We start from the raw sequence: 20,341 nt of genomic DNA on the forward strand, positions 1-20,341 counted from the left end.
CCCAAAATGGCGGCAACCGCAGATTTCTTCGCTCAGCCCGCGCTTTGCGGTCGCCAACTCAGTTGCGGATTCCGCCAGTCGATGCCCTCGAGCATGTAAGCCATCTGTGCCGCAGAGATCGACACCGCGCCGTTTGACGCCGAAGGCCAGATGAACTTACCGCGATCCAGGCGCTTGGCGTAGAGCGACATGCCCAACCCATCATGCCAAAGAATCTTGACCAGATCGCCGCGGCGACCACGGAAGATGTAGAGATCGCCAGCATGGGGATCGCGCTTCAAGTTCTCCTGAACCGTAAGAGCCAAGCTCTGCATGCCGCGCCGCATGTCGGTGTGGCCGGTCGCGATCCAGACCCTGACGCCGCTCGGAATCGGGATCATCGTCGCCGCAGGAGTTCAAGAACTCGCTGCAGCGCCTCAACGTCCACGTCGCGGTCAACGCGAACACGACAGCCGCCAAGCTCGATCTCGATGATTCCAGCCCTTGCACGCTGCGCAGGCGGTGAAGATGCTGGTTGTGGCGCGCCGTTCGAGATCGGAGCCGCCACAGACGTGATCTCGACAGGAACAAGAGCTGGCACGGCATCTCCGCCCAGTCGCCCCTGGCGTGCTTGTCGACGCCAGGTGAACAGCAGGCTATGAGCCACCCCGTGCCGGCGCGCGACGCCGCAGACCGTCTCGCCAGGCTGCAAGGTCTCTTCGACAAGGCGAACCTTCTCGTCGGAACTCCATCGCCGCCGGCGCTCGGCGCCCAACACATTGACCTGCATTCGCCACGTGACCTTAAAGCTAGACTTAAGGTCAAATCCTCGGGCCGCCTCTCAAGCTACACAAGGCGGTCGCCGCCGGAGGGATACGTTAATGCGAGCGCTTCGAGCCTTGCCGCGACGTTGACGCCATCGCCATAAATATCGTCGCCGTCGATGATAATGTCCCCGAGCTTGATGCCGACGCGAAATTCGATGCGACCGTCATCCGGCAAGTCCTTATTGCGATCCTGCATTGCGCTCTGAACTTCGACGGCGCATTGCACGGCTTCGACCACGCTCTGGAATTCGATCAGAAGGCCATCGCCCGTAGTCTTGACGATGCGGCCCTGGTGCTCGGCAATCTTGGGATCGATCAATTCTCGTCGATGCGTCTTGAGCGCCGCCAAAGTCTTCGCCTCGTCGTCACCCATCAGTCGGCTATAGCCGACAACGTCGGCGGCGACGATGGCGGCGAGCGTCCGGGCCATGCCCACACCCGTTCCGGTTCGGTAACTGGGAAACCAGTCTAGCCGACGACGCGCCGATGGTCATCCGATCCGTAGTGCGATTCCCAGTTCCGTTATGGGTCATTTGCGTCGGTCGGACCGGGGGCCGCCGATTTCCTGTCTGCCTGACAAGCCGACCTTCTTAGAGGCGCACCGAACTTCCCGGTCGGGCCACGAGTCGGCATGAGTCAGCTGTGCGCATCCTCGATTTCGGAAGCGCCGGGTCGCATCAGACGCTGGGTCTGCGACTACTTCTTGCGCGGATCGTCTGCTGGGTTGATGTAATCGATGCCTCCAGGACCGACGAACTGAACTTGGAGAATCCCCTCCTCATTTCCGGTCCAGGCGTAGTGAGCGTGTTTTGCCGGATAAACCCACAACGAGCCGGGCTTTAACAGCTCGCCTTTCTTCTCGAATTTTTCGCCATGGCTGGTCCCGACGTTGCCGCTGATGATCGTCACAACTTCGGAATAGGGATGAGTGTGCGGCGGCATTTGAAAGTTGGGGGGAAACTTGATCCGCAAGACGACCACATCCCCTGCTTTCGTCGGGTCGCCCACAAGAGTTGCAATCTGGACGCCCTTCGGAAAGGCCGGGTTCTCCGCCCACGTAAGCGCATCTGGCGTAACCCGCGTCGGCGTGTCTTGCGCCGACGCCGGCAATGAGAATGCAATCAAGCCCGCTATCACCAAGAGTTCTCTCATGTGAGTTCCTCCCATTGTGAAGTAGAGCAACGCGCTATTAGAACTCTTACGAGCGACCGGAGTCTATTAGAAACGAACTAGGAAGCGGAGGGACGAATTTTGTTCGACAGTGCCCGCTACGGGTCAAGCTGCGACTTCAACCCTCTTTCAGGACTGGTCCGGTCTACGCCGAATAGCGGCCGCGACTGTGGTTCGCGTGAAAGGTCAGCTACGGGCCGATTCTGTTGAAAAAGTCCTCGCCGCCGTCGAGCTCGATTTTTAAGAGCCGCTCGTGCGTTTTGCGCTGTCAGGCTCGGTGGAGGCATACTGACATTGGGCCTTCTTCCCTGCGAGGATGACTTCGTCAAGCGGCGAACCTCAACAAACGCCTGCGCCATCCCGGCAAATAGTTAGGCTGAGCGGCAGATCTGATTTCAGCTCACCTGCCTCAGGCTGCATGGATGCGAGCCCACCCGTCAAGGAAGGGGCAGAATTGTTGTCGCTTATGGAGCTTGAACCAAGATCAAGTGATGAAGACTAACTCTCATCGAGATTGCGATGAGGTTCGCTCCTCAAACCTAGCTCGATACATGCCTCTTACATTTTACACCACGATGGAGGTAGCCAATGCCGATCGTTCAATTCACTCGCTTCAAAACCGACAAGGCCGAGGAATGACCAGGATTGTACGGCAGGCGAAGAAAATCTTCGAGAAACACGGTGCCGAGTTTCTTCGGCTGTCTCGTTTCCACACTGGCCCTTGGGCAGGCGAGTTGCTGGTCTCGACACGCTACGCCAATTGGGAAGTCTACGGCAGAGTGCAGGAAGCCGTGGCAAAGGACCCGGAGTTTGCGCAGATCCAGGCTGACGGAATGAAGATTGCCGAACTAACGGGCCGCAATATCGCAGTTAGCATCGATCTGTAGTTGCGCGTCGCCCAGCAAACCACGTTAGCGCGGAGGCCGCCGGCTATATACCGGCGGCCTTTTTCAATTTCGATAGATTGCATTCCCTACTACCGCACATTTAATCGAGGCGCAAAGACTCTGCGTCCGCATTGGACTCTCGAACGTCGGGAGATCAGCCATTTGCAAATGGAGGCCGACGCAAAGAGGCGCGGCCGAAACGGAGCGGAGGTTAGCTTAGGGGCGGGCAAGAAGGTATTAGCCGAGCTGACGTCTGGTTAGGGTCAAAAGCGCCGGTTTGAACGGCGCCGTGTCACTTCGGGTGTGCCCCGATCAGCAGACCATATCTGAGCCAAACCGAACTTCGCCATCGGGCCATGAGCGGAAGTTCGCGCGGGCCTTGGCTCCGACCTAAGCGGCTTAATTCAGCTTTTGGCGGAGCTTCTTGATCATCTCGCCGAGTTCGGCCGCGTACTCCTCGATGATGCGCCGGGCCTTTTCCAATCGCGTCGGCTTGGGGGCGGCATGTGCCTCTGGTTTAGGGTCATCCATGCCTCAAGCTTGACCGGAGACGTTGGTGGCCCTTGATCTAGATCAAGGGGCCTACTGTCCCAATTCCCTCAAGATGCGGTCCCGGTCGTCTATATGGAGGGACTGCGTTTTCCACCATTGTGGCCAGCACGTCCCTTGCGCCCTTGGTATCATGGCTATGCCGTTCCAGCTCGGCGATCAGCGCTTCCTGTTTGGCAAGAAGCTTCACGCCAAGGGCAATGTGGCGCTCCGCTATCGCTAAGTGCTCTTGAAGCATGCCGCGGTCCATCCGCTACCACACTACAAGAACGGCCGCCGCTGGATTGAAAAAGCGTCGTGGTCGGAGGCCTTACGTCGGCCCCGGGAGATCGTCCTTCTTCGGCGGCTGTAGGCCGGGCGAGTTAAGCCAATCGTCCATGTGAGCGGCTGTCTCTGCTTGCCTCGCTCTTCTTAATGCCGCGTCGCGCACCGGTCCGTGCGGCAGCAACCTAGCCTCTTCCAAGAGTTTGTGAGCCTCTTCGAGAAGCCGTTCTTTAAGTGCCTTAGTTTGCTTGAAACGACGCCGACGAATGACCGTCATAACGCGCTCCTTTCCATTGGAGGAAGGCGGGAGCGCAATCGGCGTTCTCGTCACGGATAAAAGCCGAGGTCCGGTCCGTGATGAAGGGATAATGACACAGCCTGGATTTGGTTCTGTATCTTTTGATACGCAGCGAGAAGTAATTATTCTTTGAGTAACTTACTCAAACTGAGCCACTCGCAAATCTAAGGCGGGCCACTGACCGTCGCCCAAGTCGGCTTAGGGTCAAAAGGCGAAAACTTGGCCTGAGCAATCAAGGTCCGTACCGACCCGCTAAGCGGAACTCAGGTGTCTCAACTGACTCATGCACGCAGAGCTCATTCGATTATCTCGTCGGCACGGGCGAGCACGGACGGTGGCACGGTCAGACCGAGCGCTCCGGCAGTTTGGCAATTGACGACCAATTCAAACTTGATTGGTTGTTCGACGGGCGGTTCGGCGGGCTTTGCTCCTTTGATGTCTTGTCAACGAAACTAGCTGGTCTGCGAAAGAGATCTCGGGTGTCAGCGCCGTATGCTAAAAGCAAACCGGCTTGCGCCCAATCCTTGAAACTTGCAGCGCTCGCTAAGCCCGCCTCCAGTGCCGCTGCAGCAGATATGAAGCGCTATTCGATCACCTCGTCGGCGACAGCCAACAAACTCACCGGAAATTCCAGCCCAAGCGACTTTGCCGTTGTTCGATTGAGCACCAGCTCGAATTTGATTTGCTGGTAAAACGGGATGCCAGCCGGTTTTGCGCCTTTCATCACTTGATCGGTCATATCGGCAAGGCGAAGCATGGCGTCCCCAAGGTCAGTGCCGTAACTCAGCAGACCGCCCACATCGACGAATTCACGATGAGGGTAGACAGCAGGCAGACGGTGTTTGGCAGCTAGATCAGCGATTAGTTGACGGTTCGTAAGGTGTTCGCCCTGATGCGCAACCATGAGACCGTCAACGCGGTCTGTTTCCATTTCATCGAACACCCGCTCATACGCTGCTCCGTCGAGCTTCTCGCTGAGCAATACAGCGGCAATCCGAATACCAACCCGGCCTGCGGCTTCTCGGAGCGGTGCGAGACCCGTTTCCCAAAACATCGTCGCAGATGAAGGAATGAGCACCCGCACATTGCGTAGGTTTCGCACCGTCTCGCTAAGGAATTGCAGACGCTTGTCGTATACTCCCAATCCCGCATCAACACTCACTCCAGTGATATTTCCATCCGGTCTGGCCAGGTTCGTCACAACTCCGCCGGCGACCGGGTCACCGCTGCTAACTAATATTGGAATTGTAGTGGTCAGGGGCTTCAACTGGCGTGCAATCGGGCCGGAAAGCGAGATGATCAAATCAGGATGACTGGCAACGATTGTGCGAGCCAAGTCTCCATAGTGTTCGGACTGTCCGAGCGCCGAATACCGGTCCACGAGCAGGTTTTGTCCTTCAACATAGCCAAGCCTCTTCAACTCCCCAAAATAGGCTTTGAACGTCAGGCGACCGTTGATAGTCATTCCCTCGGGCTTTTCGGCGGTATGGACAATCGCGATCCGTTTTATGCCCGGCGACCGAGCATCGGTCTGAGCGTAAGCAGGCTTTGCGAAGCTCAGGGCTGCGGTGATCGCCGTACCCGCGATGAACTCCCGCCGTCGCATGTGCCTCCAAGGATCATGCCGGAGCGCGAACAATCTAGCACTTTGTCATAAGACTGTTTGAGCGGCAAAGCTGCATTTGCGGGGCGGCGGCGAGCAAGGTCCGCTTGGGGTCAAAAAGCGGCGGCAAAAGCAAGCAGCGTCCGCCGTCCGGTTTCCCTTCAATGCCTGAAGTGCCAACCGCGGCTTCTGCCACCCGTATTTTTCCCAAGTGTTCGCCGGTCCCGGCTTTGGGTATGCGCTTTGTCGCTGAATCGAGACGACAGCAACGCCCCGCCACCTCCTGCCTGCGAGAATTGCACCCGTGAAATGGTACCGGTAGGAGCGTTGCACGCAATCGTGGATCGGCAGGCTGTACGGGTCTACAAGTGCTTTCCATGCCAGCGGATCGTCTCCGCGCCTCTGCGGGAATTAGGACATACTTGAAATTCACGGCTGCCGCATTTGCCTGTGCCCAAGCGCAGCCAGCGTAGCCATGACGCAAGCGCCGCACCCGTGCGCCGCCTACCAAACCCCGAGAGCCATCAAACGAAAATGGTCAGGGACGAGCGCAACGGCGTCAAGGAAAGTCCAATGTCTCGCGGCCGCTTCAATTCGGCGCGCCGTAATTGATTTCATGCTGCGTGTCTGTCCTGCCAACGCTATCCTGATCAGCACGATCGTAATCGGCTTGCAGGCCTTCAGGACTTTGTCTGGCAATCAGAAGCTGTTTCCGCATTTCAGCCAGGCGGGCGCGGCAGTATTCGCGATAGAGCAGGTCGATTATGGCGGGCATGGGGGCCCCCATCGTTTGAGTATCGCTATGAGATATTCCGGTTTTCGGATAATCTAAGCCCCAGCGATGGCTGTCCGATGTGAGTCCATCCACAGGCTGCGCCAATCTTCAACGCATGATCAGCTGACCTGCTTGTCGGTGCAAAAACGGAACAGGGCTAGTTACCTAAAATCTAGCATAGCAGCCTTCTGTTTCAGCAAAACTTCGTCAAACAACTCAAGATCGCTGCTGCGCGAATAAAAATCCAACCACAGCGCGAAATGAATTACCACTGGATGCAAGCACCGTTGGCTGCAACGCCGCCTGTTAGCCACCGTACCGAAGCAAGAATGGATCAACCGAGGCAGCTAGTCGGTCTGCCACTTGCGTGTTCGGCGTGGACTGCGTTTCGGTAGGCAGCGAGCCGAGAGAATTGACGGCCAGCCAGGTACCAGCGGCAAGAACAGCTATTACAATCGCGGAGAGATATTTGATCCTCATGGCGATGATCCTCCCATCGCTGACGACAAGACAATTGTGTTCGCTGAAAATTGGTTCCGTTGCGGGCAGGTCCGTGGTTGCGAACGATGCAAAAATGTTGGCCGGGATTGAGTCGTCCTCCCGACCAAACCGCCGCGCGCGTCTATCAGAACATCCCGATCGAGGCGAAAAGCGCAACCTCGATTAGGACAGTGAGGCTCATGATGCCGACAGTGAGAATTGCTTCGCCCGGTGGTAGAGGCGTCATAGCGTGCCTCGCATATTGCGAAGCCCCGAAGCCCAATAGCCAACCTGCCGAAGTCGGGAATGTTTCAGTTCCAAGCGCGTTAGGCAAAGATGCCTAACGCATTTCGAGTTCCTTGATCGCCAAAGTCGCAATTTGTGCCGGGGCGAGGACCTCCGTTTGCGCGATCTTGATGATCTTGCTTGCGACCATTTCCGTGAGCGGGTCGTCGCGATCCTGGACACAAAGCGTATGGAGCGCCTGCTCGTAAGCTGCCGTGATGCGGCTGACCATTTCCGGCTTTAAATCGACGGTTTGTAATCGCAGGTAGGTAGACATTTCTTGCCCTAAGCCCACGCGGGCGAGCATGATAGCACGGGAGCCCGATTGCCGATCGGAGAACTTTGGACGTTCGGAGCAGCGGTATTAGTGCGAAGCCGGGATCAAGGTGGCATGTCGCTCGTTACTACGGTGGCGGCAGGATATCCGTGCACGGCAAGGAGGCGGTGCACGTCAAGGCCACCGGTGGCAGCCATGACAGATACCCCTTCGACCGCGCCCGTGGAGCATCGTCGGGCGATCTGCAACGAAATTGGTGAGCGACTTCGCGGCACCCTCACGGACGATCTCACCCCGCTACCATCGCGGCTGGAAGGCATGGTGGGGCGCCTGACCGAATTGGACGGCGACGTACCCTCGGCCGCGCCGGATCGCCAGGACGGTGCGCCGTCCCGGCCACTCTGGAAATTTGTGTTGGCGCTTTGGCGGGTCCTCCGAAGCGCAGCTTGAGACGCGGTTTACCTGGGCAACTACGGGGCCACGAAGATCGCCTAGCAAACGCGCGCGGGCCGCAGCCAGCGTGTCGCGCCGTGCGGCGGCGATGATCCATTAAGAAATACCCTCTGGCCTATCGGTAGACTTCGAGCCGAAAACGGCCCTGCGAGCTTGGAACGAAGGCCTACGTTTCGAAGTCTAAGGTCAGGCGTTGCATCGCGTGCCGCGGGCTGCAACGGCCGCACCCTCATCGGGGAGAGAACGGGCATGACTGCAACCGAAAACCTAATTGCCGCAATAGGACCGTGGTTAGACGAGGCAAAGCTCCACATGGATCAGCAGCGCGTCGATGCCTAATGTTGCCTGTCTCCAAGCCGATGGTGCGGACGTGCAAATCGTGATCCGCCTTAGGGAAGGAACGATTAGCCTAGACGGTACGCACGATGACCTGCGTCTGGACTTGTACCGTCAAGATGTCCGGCCGCCCGAGGCTCTCAATTGGATCTTCGGGGCCCATCGCTCGAAGGATGAACAGCTCCGATAAACCTCTCTGCTTTCCGCATATCTGGCTGCGGCTTTTTCGATTTTGTTCGGTGAGATATGGTTGGGAGTTCAGTAGGATAGACGCCCATGACCGCGCTGGAGCAGGTTTGGCGAGGATGGCAAGCGCTTTCGCGAGCCGATCGGGCTCGGTTTCTGATTATGCTCCGCGACGCTTATGGCCGAGAACGCGAGGTTGTGGTGCGGCAGCATGCCCGCGTCGCCGATGGCGCGAGGGTATCAAGGCTCTCCGACCTTGTCGCTCGATGAGGCGGACTTTCAACGGCCTCGGCCGTAAACGGCCACTGGTGAGGTTTTCGGTCGCCGCTACTTGGCCGAGGCCGCTTGCGTAAAATCGCAGTGAACCAGATTTGCTCATCAGCCCTCGTCGGAATCGGGCGCGTGAGGTCCGCTGTGCCCCTGATAGCAGCGGAATACCGGACCTAACGGGAGGTCCAAGTGGGCCAACAGCCGACGTTCAGTCGGCTTGGCGGACCCACCAAATCGCCGCCCGCTATGACTGCCGTGTGACTGGCATGCGCGACTATATCGAAACCGGAATGTCCGGATGGCTTCATCTCCATGATCGTGTGTCATTGCAACAAGGTAATGCTTTGTCGCTCCCGTTTTCAAACGGGTCTTTCTCTGCCGCATATATGTTGCATGTCGGAATGAATGTCACCGACAAGAGGGCGCTCTTCGAAGAGATAGCACGGGTGCTGCGCCCAGGTGCGCGCTTCGCCATCTACGACGTGATGTTAACCGGCGACGGCGAGCTGTCCTATCCGCATCCATGGGCAGGCACTTCGGCTACCAAGGCGATCGCATCCTCCGTGCATTATCGGAATGCGCTTAACACGGCAGGGTTCGAAGTTGTTTCCGAACGCGACCGCCGCGATGTTGCGCTTGAGTATTTCGCGCGACAAAGGAGTCAGCTGGCCGCCGCAGGGGCAGCAACGCTCGGCGTGCACACTTTAATGGGCGCGCCTGGTCCTCCACCGCCTCGTTCGCCTTCTTCAGCCCAGGGTTGTACGTGACAGGGTCGCAGGAATTTTCAATTACTCGATCAGCAGCAGCCCGCGCTTCTTATCGCCATCATACGTATTCACAGCTGCGAACAGCCGCTTTCGCTCGACTAGCCATGGCTGGTAATTGGAATTGACATCGAGCACGAAAACTAGATCTTCGGCTTCCAGATAGCCGCCAATGGGCGAATGGTGTCCAACACCAGCACCAAAAATTTGCGCGCGATTGAAATTCACGATGTAGCGTCGGCCAGGATCGTTGGAGCGACGCAAATGTTCCAGAAACTGGTCCTCGCTGAGATTGCGCAAGACCATGACTTTGCGGCTCGTGTTGGTCCGCGCCACCTCGGCCAGTTCGTCAAGCGTGAGACCCAGGATGCATAAGCCCGTCCAGCACCGCCCGGTGCCGGCCAACACCTTACCCTCCGTGTTTGCCGTCTCGCCGAGTGCCCCATACGCATTCGCAACAGCCGCAGGTCCGCAACGAGAGCTATTCGATTGCCAGTTCACGTTCCTGTGGAATGTGGAGGCCACCGGCAGGTCCCACGCGCGTTCCATAAGCTCCGGTGTACGTGTTACCGAGAATGCAATGGCTTCTGCCGGCACGCGTGACTGGCCGACGACAAGGGCCCCGGCACCCAGCAGGCCCGCAGTGACAACCGTGCAGATAATTCTGACTGAGCGCCACCGCTTCATTGGTCTGAACCTGGCAGCAGTCCGACTGGAGGCTGGCCAGATTATATCCTTAAGTTAATTGGCGGGAAACGACCCCAGGTAAACGTCCGTTGAAGGTCAAACTGCGAAGAACTCAGGTTGAGCTCAGGGCGCGCTGTAATGTAATGACCGGACCTTCGTCCGCCGATGCTCAACTTCGCAGATGGGTTCACAAGTTGCCTTTGCGAATAGGTTGGCGCGACGTCCGCTATACCCCAGATAGCCGCCTAGCTACTGCAGCACGATTTTCGCGGCTGGTGAGCGCGCAGACTCGTTCATGGAGCATTTCACCACTTGCCCCTGCTCCGGGCAGCTCGATGCACAACCTTGCGTGTGAGGAGTGAAGGTATTGAGATGCCGTGCCTGCGAGCTCGGAGATAGCTTCGTGCTAGGTGCAGAGTTCTTCTAAGAGTGCCTTGCTGTTCTTCAAGTCGCGAACATCGAAGCCCTCGTCGAACCAATCGTAGACCGGGGCGAGAAGGTCGCGTGCTTCATCACCCTTGCCCTGGCGGCGCCAGAGTCGGGCGATAGTGACGGCAGAGCGGACCTCCCAGAGTTTCGCCTCCTGTTGGCGAGCAATAGCAATGGCGCGTCGAAACTCGGTCTCAGCCTCGGCCGCGGCGTCCGGCCGAGCCGTCAGCATCAAGTCGCCTCGTCGCCGATGCAGCTCGGCCTCGAACCATCGCACCCCCAATTTCTGGGTTAGTACTAAGGCGTCGGAGAGTTGATCGAGGCCGGTTTCAAATCGTGCTCTCTTTGCCTCGGCTGCCGCGAGCTGCGCAAGGTAGAACGGAAGAGTCCATGCTGCGCCGGACGCCTGGAACCCCTCGATGCCGTGTCGCAGTAAATCCACCCCGGCCTCGGCGTCGCCGGCTTCGGCCATCGTCCAACCGCGATAGGCGGTCCCCATCGCGAGAAAGAAGGCAAATCGCTGCTCCGAGGTTAGCGCAACTAGCTCCTCTGCCAGTTGCGCGACCATACCCGCGTCATCGAGGACGAAATGCAACCGGCAAGCGACGCTCAGCGCGAAGGCAAGGCTGATTGGATGGGACGACCCGCGCGCCTCCGAGATTGCCTCACTGCTCTGAACAAGCGCCTGATCGGGAAATCCAAGAAGGCCATAGGTTAGCGAGAGGAACGAAAGCATCGCCACGCGGGCGTTTTCTGCGAACAGTGCCGTCAAAGAGCGCTGCTGCGACGGATCGTAAAGGGCAAGCCCCCGCTCGAGATGGACGCGCGCCAAGGCCAATTGCCCGCGATGAAGGCAGCTGTCGCCGACAGCCCGATGACCGGCGACAAGAATGGCCGCATCGTTCTGTCGTCCGGCCAAATCTAGCAGTTCCTCAGCGATGCGATGCGATCGGTCCGTTTCGCCCCGCACATGATAGTGCACGAACTGCCCCCAAAGCGTCTTGAGCAGGTTCGGCCTATCGTTCAGTAACTCGCAAAGGCGGCGAGCCCGGGCATAAGCCTTGCCGGTCTCTTCGGCCGCATGTCCCTTCGCAGCGATCAGTGCGCCGCCGAGAGCGAGCTGGAGGTCGGCTTCGATGCCTTGGCGTCCGGCGGTATCGGGCAGATGGGATAGCAGATCGAGCGCTTTTCGCATCTGCGCGATTGCTTCTGTCATTGCCGATCGAGCTTTTGAGCGCTCACCGGCTTCCTGCCAATACGACACCGCCTTTTCGATCAGACCTGCATGCGTGCAATGATGGGCTAGGATCTCCGGTCGCTCTTGAATGCCCTTATAGAGCCTCTCCTCAAGCGCGCCCACGATTCGGGCGTGCAGCTCGCGGCGTTGGCTGCGCAACAGCGTACCGTACGCCGCATCTTGGATCAGTGCGTGTTTGAACAAGAAATTGGCGTCAGGCGGTTCGCCGCGCCCAAACATGAGCTCGGCATTGATTAGCCGATCAAGTGCAGCCTGCAGCTCATTGTCGCATCGCTGTACAACGGCGGCAAGCAGGTCGTAGGAGAACTCGCGGCCGATGGCCGCCCCGATCTGCGCCACTTCCTTGGCTATCGGGCCGATCCGGTCGAGCCGCGCCATCAATGAAGCATGGAGCGTGGCCGGCACAGCAAGTCCGGGTAGCGGCGCGAAGGAGATGGCTCGCGGGATCCCCTCGTTGCTTGTCTCGAGTACCGCTTTGGTCAATTCCTCAACGAACAACGGCACGCCATCCGTTCGTTCAGCAATCTCATTAACAATTTCGGTCGGCAACGTCCGGCTACCGGCCACGCTTCGGATCAGCGTGGCACCCGCTTTCTGGTCCAGCCGGTTCATCACAAGCAAACTGACGTGCGGCTTTCCGCTCCATACCAGCTGGAGCTCGGGGCGGTAGGTGATCAGGACCAAAACTGGTAAGCTTGCTACGCGATCGACCGTCCGGTCCAGCAGCTCGCGCGAGCTCGGATCGATCCACTGCATGTCCTCGAACACGACCATGACTGGGTGTTTTTCTGCAAGAACTTCAAGCTGGCGGACCAGAGCGGCGAAGCTTCTCTCTTTCTTTTGTTGCGGCGTAGCAGCAACCGGCAGATACAGGTCACCGCTGGGAATCGACAGCAACTCGGCCAGGATCGCCACGTCCTCGTCGGACGGCAATGCTGGGGATAGTAGCAGCCGGAGCTTTTTGAGCTTCACTGTTGGCGCGTCCTCACGATCGAAACCAGCAGCTCGCTGGAGTTGAGCGGTGAAGGGATAGAGCGCACTTTCCTGATGATGAGGCGAGCAGAAATATCGCAAGAAGGTGTGCGGCTCGCGCTCGATACGCTCTTGGAGAGCCGCAACGAGGCGCGACTTGCCAATGCCAGCCTCGCCGACGAGCAGCATTACTTGGCCGCTATCCGCCTTCGCAAGGTCCCAGCCCCGCTCCAGTCGCGCGAGTTCTTCCTCACGCCCTATCAGCGGAGCGAGCATCGAAGGGTGCAACGCCTCGAAGCGGCTTTCTGCCGTTCCCTCATGAAGCACCCGCCAGGCTTGCACCGGGGCGGCAAAGCCTTTCAGAGTCACCGCGCCGAGGTTTTCATAGTCAAAAAGCCCGCCGATGAGCCGTCGCGTGTCCTCAGCGATGACCACGCCATCTGGTTCAGCGAGCGCCTGCAGCCTAGCAGCAAGGTTCGGCGTCTCGCCAAGGACCGCCTGTGTTTCTGCAGCCTCGCTGCCGATAAGATCACCTACGATGACGAGACCAGTCGCGAGTCCAAGACGAACCCGCAGCTCGAACTCCGGCGGCCCTCCAGGCACATGCCTGGTCGCGGCGATCTCAAGCGCAGCGCGCACGCTGCGTTCGGCATCGTCCTCATGCGCTGAGGGATGGCCGAAGAGGATGAGCATGCCATCTCCGATGTAGCGGCTGATGGTTCCTCCGTATTTGCGGACGACCGCCGCTACGCTATCGCGGTACTTGGCGATTATGTCCCGTAGATCTTCTGGGTCGAGCTTCGTCGCAAGCGCTGTCGAGCCGACAAGGTCGCAGAACATAACTGTGAGCTGGCGGCGCTCGGCGGAAGAACTTGGTACGGGTGATAAGCTCGAACGCTCGGTGACCCGTGACGTTATCGAGGTCGATGCGCCGGCAGCCGCCGTGACTTGCGGCAGTATTGTTGGCGTGAGCGCCGCACCGCAGTCACCACAGAAGTTCTTTCCTTTCGGATTGTCGGCTCCGCACGCGGGGCAGCGAAAGGATAGCGCCGCGCCGCAATCGCCGCAGACCTTCTTTCCCTCTGGGTTGAATCTGCCGCACTTCGGGCAATCCATGCCGCACCCAATCGAGCTTCGACCAATATGAGGTCGCGTCGGTCCGTGGGCGCCCCTTCAGAGCGCTCTCGACGATACTCTTCAGCTGCCTACCAAGCACCAAGAATGATCAAGTCACAACGGTCAGAAAGGAGATAGAGGCGATCGTCACAAGGACAATGAGCCAGCCGGATGTCATCGTTGCCTCCCGAGCGTTTGTCTCGAAAAGCTTAAGCTCGCGGGCACCACAAAATTATGAACTAGCTAACACTCTGCAGCTGAAGCCAATTTTCAATCTTAGAAAGCTGACAACAGCCTGACACGACCGAAACGCGAAAATGGTCTGCAGCTAATACCGGCACCTGCGGCAGTCCGACTCGCACGTGTCGAAGATCATTTGAGCCCTTTGGCAGTAATTGCCTCATGCTTTCCTGTCTAAGCTCGCTTTTAAAATATCTAGCCCAACCTTAGTCAGGCGCATGCGGATGGTTGCGGGTGCGGCTGTCGTGACTGTCCTCTGTGGCTCGTCCTCTATCAGTTCGTTCGCGAGCAGTTTCCAGAGCATGCGCGGTGAGACGCCATTGCGCTCGCACTTCCAGGCGCTACCGTTCGGCCCATAAGTGCGAAACACTTTCTGGTCATTCGTCGCGATCATCGCGCGACGAACCGCAAGCGTGACGTTGAATCTCTTGTGTGACTGCGTCATCAGGAGCAAGAAAGGAGATGCCGGTTGATGGGCGTTGATTTAAATCAAAACGACCGCTTTAGGTCACAAGCGGTCGTCGGCGAGCGCGGCCCCGCGTCTGCTGCCGACGATAACGGACATCACGACGGGATTACCTTGGTTCGGGTAAGGGCCAGAACCGGACATCGGTAAAGCAATCAGGACAAGCGCCCTGCGGCGCGCCGTTGCTCGAAAGCCTTGACGTTGGTGTAGGCGAGCAACAGCGTGTTGCACGGTATCTTCGCCTTCTCCGCCTTGCCAAGCATGAAGCCGAGGATGTGCTCCACCTCGGTCTGCCCGCCACGTTCGATGTCGCGCAACATCGACGTGGAGTACATAGAGTCCTGCTGGGAGAACGTGTCCTCCCACGATTTCATGAAGGCCGCGCTGGGCGCGTGCCCGTTGGCCGCAGCGATGGCAGCGCCGCAATGAAGCTGGTCGAAAAAAAGGTCCCGGCCATATGGGGTGCGAATAATCTCGCCGACATTTGCCCGCATGAGGCAGGTCATGGCGGCTGCAGTCGAGAGATGGACCAGCTTTTCCCACATTCGTTGAACGATATCGGCGACCGCGAGGACCTCCACGCCCTTCGCAGTCTCGAACAGCGTGGCCAATTCTCTCACGCGTTCCGTCATCTCCCCCGATTGCTCGCCAAAGGTAAGCGTTCGCCAGTCGTTGAACTGCCGGATCGCACCATCAGGCAAGATCGTCGCCTGTATTTTTGCCGTGCCACCAAGCACTCGGTGCCGGCCAAATTTCTTATTCAGCACGTCGATATGCGCAATGCCGTTCAAGAATGGAAGGACATAGCCGTTAGATGCTACGGCGGGCGCGATTGCCGCGACTGCAGTATCGAGATCATATGCCTTGCAGGTCAGGATCACCGCGTCATAAACCGGCGCCACCTCCGCCGCGACCACCGTTTTGACTGCTATTTGTGCGTCCCCGAATTGGCTCTCGATCCGCAACCCTTGCTCAGAAAGGCTCTTGCGACGTCCATCGCGGACGAGAAACGTAACATCAGCCCCACTCTCGGCGAGGCGGCCGCCGAAATAGCCACCGGTGCCTCCAGCGCCCAACACTAGGTACCGCATTTGCTTGCCCCGGCGTTCGCTTTGGGGGTCATCAAAGCATGTTGAGCGCCTCCCGACTAGGGCGATGTCCGCTTTGGGTCACAAGCGGCCCTCAACGGCCATCACCGTGAAGGTCCGCTTGGGGTTAACAGCGGAAGCCGCGCTCATTCGATCATCTCGTTGCGCAGATAAGTCCTTGGCTCAGATTTCATTTCGGCAGCCCGGGGCAATGTGCCAGCACGCCGGTTGATGGAAACTCGGCGCAGCGGAGTTGATACCGCACGGGATCACCACAGTGGTACCCTGACCTTCCGCCGCCACTGTGGGGCCAAGTCGCTCGGGCGGGGTTCGCATGGTGGTCGGCGCACGAGACGGAAAGTTCCACTCCGGCGGCCTGCCTGTGACTGCGTCCGTATAGGCAAATCGCGGAGCGACGCTCCGACGTCGGCTTTCGGGGAGCACACGCGTCATGGATGAAATCCTGCGTTGGGTGGCGACAGTCGGCACGATCGGCGCCGGGCTGATCCTAGCTGCCCGGGCGCGGCCACTCATTACCGGCTGGGCCTTCGTCGTACTGAGCGGTGCATCGGTGATCTGGATCCTCGTCGGCTATCTAACGGCGGAATATGCGCTGATGGTGCAAAACGTGGTGGTGACACTTATCAACGTGTTCGGCGTCTACCGATGGCTGATCTGGAAAGGAAATGTATGAAAGCGTTCTGCCTGCGCGCTCTGCCGCCCTCGCGCGCACAGGTCAAGCTTAGCTCGGCGGCCTCTGTCCGGTCTTACTTCACGTCCATTGGGAGATTTGCGGGTTAGCGCCAATAACCTACCAGCGCGCGCCACTCGAATGTGAGGACTATGCTGCCGACCAGCACGGTCCTGACCCCGAACATTATCAAAATCATTTGGAGCATCGAAACACCGCGTGCTCTGTCAATGCCGCTAAGTATCAAATTGGACGGTTTTCCCGACACCCTTACTTGGGTGGCTGTCAAAGAGCGGGCCCAGCCACTTGCCCGCTGGTGCGGAACGTGAGGGCTTGCTTAAGCGAGCCAGGATTGCTGAGACCGGCGCGCATCTAAGCGATTGGTTGACCTCGCCGGAAGGTAAGATCGGTTCCCCTACCGGGTAAGCCTAGTCCATCGGATATACAAATTGAGAACGGCAGTAAGTCCGATATGGGTCACAAGCGGTCGTCGGGCGAGAGCGGCCCCACGTCTGCTCTACCGACGATAACGGACATCACGACGTGATTACCATGGTTCGGCTAAGGGCCAGAAGCGGTCCGCTCTACGGGTCGTGGCGTACTTCTATTCCCACCTGATCCGCACAAAATCGTGACCCTTCGTCGAAGGACCCGCGCGTAACGAGCCAATCGAGCCTGGGTATTAGCCAGTAGCCTGTGACGAGGAAGAACACAGCGCGTTGATCGAATGCGAGGGATAGATGAAGGAAGCGTTCAATGTTGCCGAGACCGGTTCGGGACCATACAAGGTGCTGGCCCTCTTGCGATGGGTCATGGTGGTCATCTTCGTTTCGTTTGGAATGCAGAAGTTTACACCTCAGTCAGCAGAAGGTATCGCCGAATTCATCATCAACAGTCCTTTCATCTCCTGGCTATCCGTGCTCGGCTTGAGAGGTGAGGCTTATTTCTTTGGCGTAACGGAGTTTGTGATTGCGGCGCTGCTCGTGGCAGGTGCATTCAATCCAATGCTCTCGGCTGTTGGCTCGTTTTTTGGCATTGTTACGTTTGCCATCACGTGGTCATTCTTCTTCACGACACCCGGCGTGGTAACGTGGAGCCTGTCGTCCGATCCGATGGCTTGGAATTTGGCGGGCGAATTCCTGTTCAAGGATATCGTCCTGTTGTGTGTCTGCATCGTGCTGTTTCTTGCATCGCTGCCCAGAGCGAGGATGTGGTTGAGCAGCAATCCGTCGCCGTACGCGTCAGATGCGAGCTTGCGTCACAACGCGCCTATTGGTGAGCACAACAGGCTCGGCGAACACAGGAAACGCGAGTTCCGCTACGGGTCAAAGGCTGACCCTGGGCAACTCCACGATGCTATTCCACTCACCGCCCGGAAGCGGACAATGCATGGCCATGGGGCTAATAGCTGACATCCAGACCGCCGGAACGTATCAAGGGTCCTAGTCGCAGGTGGGCGTAATGCGAAACTCAACAACCTCCGGCAGGCCACGCAAATGACTAGCGAGTCGTTCGGCATTGCAGCTGTTGCGGCTTTTGATCGTCATCCGATACTCGGATTGCTGCCCGCCCTCGTCTTGCCAAAGCTGACAAAATGGGCAGGCTACACCTCCGGAAAATAATCCCAATCCCATTCGGCCCGTCCTGGTGTTATGATTTCTGCGGTATCATGCCATTGATCCCGGCCTCAACAAGCTTTCTCGAACTCCTGCGAGGGGCGGAGCGCGCGATGGTGAAGCAAGCCAAGTTTTTCCGGAAACAGGCAAAAACGGCTGAGCGCATGGCGCTGGCCTACTCTGATGCCGAACTCTCGCAGAACTTCCTAAATATGGCCAAGGCTTATCGCAGCCAAGCGGACGTGCTCAAGGCTAAGGAAAAGTCGAAAGCCAAGAAAAAATCGAACAAGAAGTGAGGCTCGGTAAGACAACAGGAGTTTTGTCATGAATAGAGCGGCTGCTATTTTCGCCATCACCCTTTCATTCGGTGCGGTGGATTTCGCGAGAGCCGATCAGCCGGGACCGGACTGGATGCCAGCTCAGGAATTGATCGAGAAGGCTCTCAAGTCAGGCTATACGCAGGTGACCAAATTAGAAGCCGACGACGGCCGATGGGAAGGTGAAGGCGTCAAGAATGGCCAGAGAATGGAATTTCACGCCGACGCCAAGACCGGCGCGATCACGTCCGAAAAACTGGATGACTAGGCCGCGTACTCGGCCGCCGCCTGATGTCCGCTCAAGCCCGATCAGCGGGGGAGAAGCAGCAATCTTCCAATGTCGCTGAAGGCCACAAGCCGCCCTCGGCAGCTCGCATCGCCAATATCGGCTCAACTCTCGAAAGCGGACAGTGCGAGACCAAGAGCGAAAGTCAGCTAAGGGCTAGAAACGGACCAATCAGGCCTCCACCGAAAGGGGAGCAAAAACGACATGTTCACTCCCTCTGTGCTGCATGTTCGGTTTCGTCAAGTCAGCGGACAACGGCCGCAGCATCGTCCTTGCTCGGTACCAACCAATCGACCGCAAGCAGGCAACCTTCGAGGACAATGAAGGCAGCCAGACCGCCGAGCCAACCGAAGAAGACGATGGAAAAGGTTGCATTGTGCTTTCCTGAAAGGTTCCGAAGCCTAGCCTCAAAGGGCGACCGTCCACTCCCCTCAGGGGATCGATCGTGCTACACACCGCCGATGTCAGAAGCTGAAAATAATCACCCAGAATCTGAAAAGAATATCCCAGAACCAAAGTGCGCTAAGTGCCGGACCATCCCTACGCTAGTCCAAACGGTCCTCGATCCTAGCAAGGGCCGGTCCGTTCGCCTGTTTAGCTGCAGTTGTGGAGAGCGCGTGTGGGACGATTAGAGTGTCACTCTCCACCCGGCCCGACTTCTCGGACTGTCAGTTCGGCTAACGCAGGGGCGCTAGTGACGCCGCGCTTGTGAAGTTCAATCATTCTCCTGGCGACAAGTTCACAAACGGGATCGTTACGATCTATCAGGCCGAGCTTCCTCAAGGCATGATTGAAGGCCAGTTGAAGATGGGTTGTTGCTTGGGAGTGAAATTGGTGTTCGCGATCAGACGCAAGATCGGCATAACCGTGCTCCACTGGCTGTCGGAAGTCCGATTAGCCGTCGTTCAGTTGGTCCACTTGGGATCGTCCTCGTGCTCGAGGGCTTCCGCCAGTCTGGTCCAGTCGTCAGCGAGGTCCAGCCACGCAGCTTCATCAAAGTCGCATCGGGCGTACCTAGCGTTTGAGCGGCGATCTTTCGCTCTCTTGCGGCATCTCTCGATCAGCTCTTTCCGCACAACGGCAGCGCTTAAGTCGGCGGCTTGAGGCCGGGCGAATTGAGCCACTCGGTCACGTGCGCGGCGGTTACGTCCTGGCGGGCCTTCCGCAGCACGCTATCGCGCTCGGGACCAGGGGCAAGGGTTGCCGCCACCTTGCGCAGCTCGGTTGCTTCTTCAGCAAGGCACTCTTCGAGGGATTTGGTTTGTTTGAAACGACGTCCTTCTGCACGGCGCTGCTCCTTTCCATGAGAGGAAGGCGGGAGCGCAAACCGGCGCTCTCATCACCGATAAAAGCCACGATCCGTGCGGTAATGGTTCCCGACGTTCGACGGGCCGAAGGGTTGCTCCTAATAGAAAATCAATTCGGCTTCCCCATTTGATCCAGTTGTTCCTACTCCCTCAAGGGCTCGAAGCCCTAGTTCATCTTCTGGCGTAGCTTCCTGATGATCTCGCGGAGGTTGGCGGCGTACTCCTCGATGACGCGCCGAACCGTGACGGCTTGGCTTCCTTACCCTCGGTCTGTTTGTCGGGCTCAGTCATGGTCCGATGGACCGCCGCGGACGCCGATACCCTTTGAGCTAGATCAAAGAGAGGAGGTAACTCAGGCGGCATACTTCACGTCCATTGGGAAATTTGCGGGTTATCGCCTCTTCAAGCGCCAATAACCTACCAGTGCGCGCCACTCGAATATAAGGACAATGCTGCCGACCAGCA

General features: G+C 58.2%; 16 protein-coding genes and 1 pseudogene. 7 read left to right on the forward strand and 10 right to left on the reverse strand.

Annotated elements, in window-relative coordinates; translation table 11 throughout:
* Positions 1-32: 32 nt before the first annotated feature.
* The 4 genes and pseudogenes from tnpB to GGD62_RS07525 all read right to left on the reverse strand — a co-directional run bounded on the left by tnpB (position 33) and on the right by GGD62_RS07525 (position 1,958).
* Positions 33-380, reverse strand: a complete 348-nt coding sequence (gene tnpB, locus GGD62_RS07510; protein ID WP_183707798.1) for an IS66 family insertion sequence element accessory protein TnpB — start codon at positions 378-380, stop codon at positions 33-35.
* Positions 377-769: an IS66-like element accessory protein TnpA gene (tnpA, locus tag GGD62_RS41820; protein ID WP_183707800.1), complete on the reverse strand. Its 393-nt coding sequence runs from the start codon at positions 767-769 to the stop codon at positions 377-379. The genes tnpB and tnpA overlap by 4 nt, the downstream gene beginning before the upstream one ends.
* A gap of 92 nt (positions 770-861) precedes the next feature.
* A pseudogene (locus GGD62_RS07520) lies at positions 862-1,236 on the reverse strand (adenylate/guanylate cyclase domain-containing protein); the annotation flags it as partial.
* 266 nt (positions 1,237-1,502) lie between these two features.
* The gene (locus GGD62_RS07525) at positions 1,503-1,958 is read right to left on the reverse strand and encodes a cupin domain-containing protein (RefSeq protein WP_179737229.1); all 456 of its coding nucleotides are present in this window, start codon (positions 1,956-1,958) and stop codon (positions 1,503-1,505) included.
* A gap of 653 nt (positions 1,959-2,611) precedes the next feature.
* Here GGD62_RS07525 and GGD62_RS07530 point away from each other — a divergent pair.
* Entirely contained in the window at positions 2,612-2,863 is a 252-nt protein-coding gene (locus GGD62_RS07530; RefSeq protein WP_246800010.1) for a hypothetical protein, read from the forward strand.
* 1,694 nt (positions 2,864-4,557) lie between these two features.
* Here GGD62_RS07530 and GGD62_RS07535 read toward each other — a convergent pair.
* From GGD62_RS07535 to GGD62_RS07545, 3 genes are all read right to left on the reverse strand, one after another.
* The gene (locus GGD62_RS07535) at positions 4,558-5,580 is read right to left on the reverse strand and encodes an ABC transporter substrate-binding protein (protein WP_183707804.1); all 1,023 of its coding nucleotides are present in this window, start codon (positions 5,578-5,580) and stop codon (positions 4,558-4,560) included.
* Positions 5,581-6,166: 586 nt separating this feature from the next.
* Positions 6,167-6,352, reverse strand: a complete 186-nt coding sequence (locus GGD62_RS07540) for a hypothetical protein (RefSeq protein WP_183707806.1) — start codon at positions 6,350-6,352, stop codon at positions 6,167-6,169.
* An 820-nt stretch (positions 6,353-7,172) separates the two neighbouring features.
* Positions 7,173-7,394 (reverse strand): hypothetical protein, encoded by a 222-nt coding sequence (locus GGD62_RS07545; protein WP_179737219.1) that lies wholly within the window; start codon positions 7,392-7,394, stop codon positions 7,173-7,175.
* Between the two features lie 1,511 nt (positions 7,395-8,905).
* On the opposite strand from GGD62_RS07545, the gene GGD62_RS07550 reads away from it, so the two are divergent.
* On the forward strand, positions 8,906-9,406 hold the full coding sequence (locus GGD62_RS07550) for a methyltransferase domain-containing protein (RefSeq protein ID WP_183707808.1): 501 nt from the start codon (positions 8,906-8,908) through the stop codon (positions 9,404-9,406).
* A 21-nt stretch (positions 9,407-9,427) separates the two neighbouring features.
* Here GGD62_RS07550 and GGD62_RS07555 read toward each other — a convergent pair whose 3' ends face one another.
* From GGD62_RS07555 to GGD62_RS07570, 3 genes are all read right to left on the reverse strand, one after another.
* Entirely contained in the window at positions 9,428-10,090 is a 663-nt protein-coding gene (locus GGD62_RS07555; RefSeq protein ID WP_183707810.1) for a phytochelatin synthase family protein, read from the reverse strand.
* A 406-nt stretch (positions 10,091-10,496) separates the two neighbouring features.
* Positions 10,497-13,865, reverse strand: coding sequence for an adenylate/guanylate cyclase domain-containing protein (locus GGD62_RS07560; protein ID WP_183707812.1), 3,369 nt, complete (start codon positions 13,863-13,865; stop codon positions 10,497-10,499).
* A gap of 861 nt (positions 13,866-14,726) precedes the next feature.
* Positions 14,727-15,662, reverse strand: coding sequence for a 2-dehydropantoate 2-reductase (locus GGD62_RS07570; protein WP_183707816.1), 936 nt, complete (start codon positions 15,660-15,662; stop codon positions 14,727-14,729).
* Between the two features lie 448 nt (positions 15,663-16,110).
* Here GGD62_RS07570 and GGD62_RS07575 point away from each other — a divergent pair, with 448 nt between their 5' ends.
* The 5 genes from GGD62_RS07575 (at position 16,111) to GGD62_RS07595 (ending at position 18,957) form a co-directional block, all read left to right on the forward strand.
* Positions 16,111-16,353, forward strand: a complete 243-nt coding sequence (locus GGD62_RS07575; protein WP_183707819.1) for a hypothetical protein — start codon at positions 16,111-16,113, stop codon at positions 16,351-16,353.
* A 737-nt stretch (positions 16,354-17,090) separates the two neighbouring features.
* Entirely contained in the window at positions 17,091-17,762 is a 672-nt protein-coding gene (locus GGD62_RS07580; protein WP_246800011.1) for a YkgB family protein, read from the forward strand.
* Positions 17,763-18,079: 317 nt separating this feature from the next.
* Positions 18,080-18,262 (forward strand): hypothetical protein, encoded by a 183-nt coding sequence (locus GGD62_RS07585; protein WP_179737866.1) that lies wholly within the window; start codon positions 18,080-18,082, stop codon positions 18,260-18,262.
* A gap of 28 nt (positions 18,263-18,290) precedes the next feature.
* The gene (locus GGD62_RS07590) at positions 18,291-18,551 is read left to right on the forward strand and encodes a PepSY domain-containing protein (protein ID WP_183707821.1); all 261 of its coding nucleotides are present in this window, start codon (positions 18,291-18,293) and stop codon (positions 18,549-18,551) included.
* Between the two features lie 244 nt (positions 18,552-18,795).
* The gene (locus GGD62_RS07595; RefSeq protein ID WP_183707823.1) at positions 18,796-18,957 is read left to right on the forward strand and encodes a hypothetical protein; all 162 of its coding nucleotides are present in this window, start codon (positions 18,796-18,798) and stop codon (positions 18,955-18,957) included.
* Positions 18,958-20,341: the final 1,384 nt, after the last annotated feature.

It is taken from the genome of Bradyrhizobium sp. ERR14 (assembly GCF_014198235.1).
In the GTDB taxonomy this organism is placed as follows: domain Bacteria; phylum Pseudomonadota; class Alphaproteobacteria; order Rhizobiales; family Xanthobacteraceae; genus Bradyrhizobium.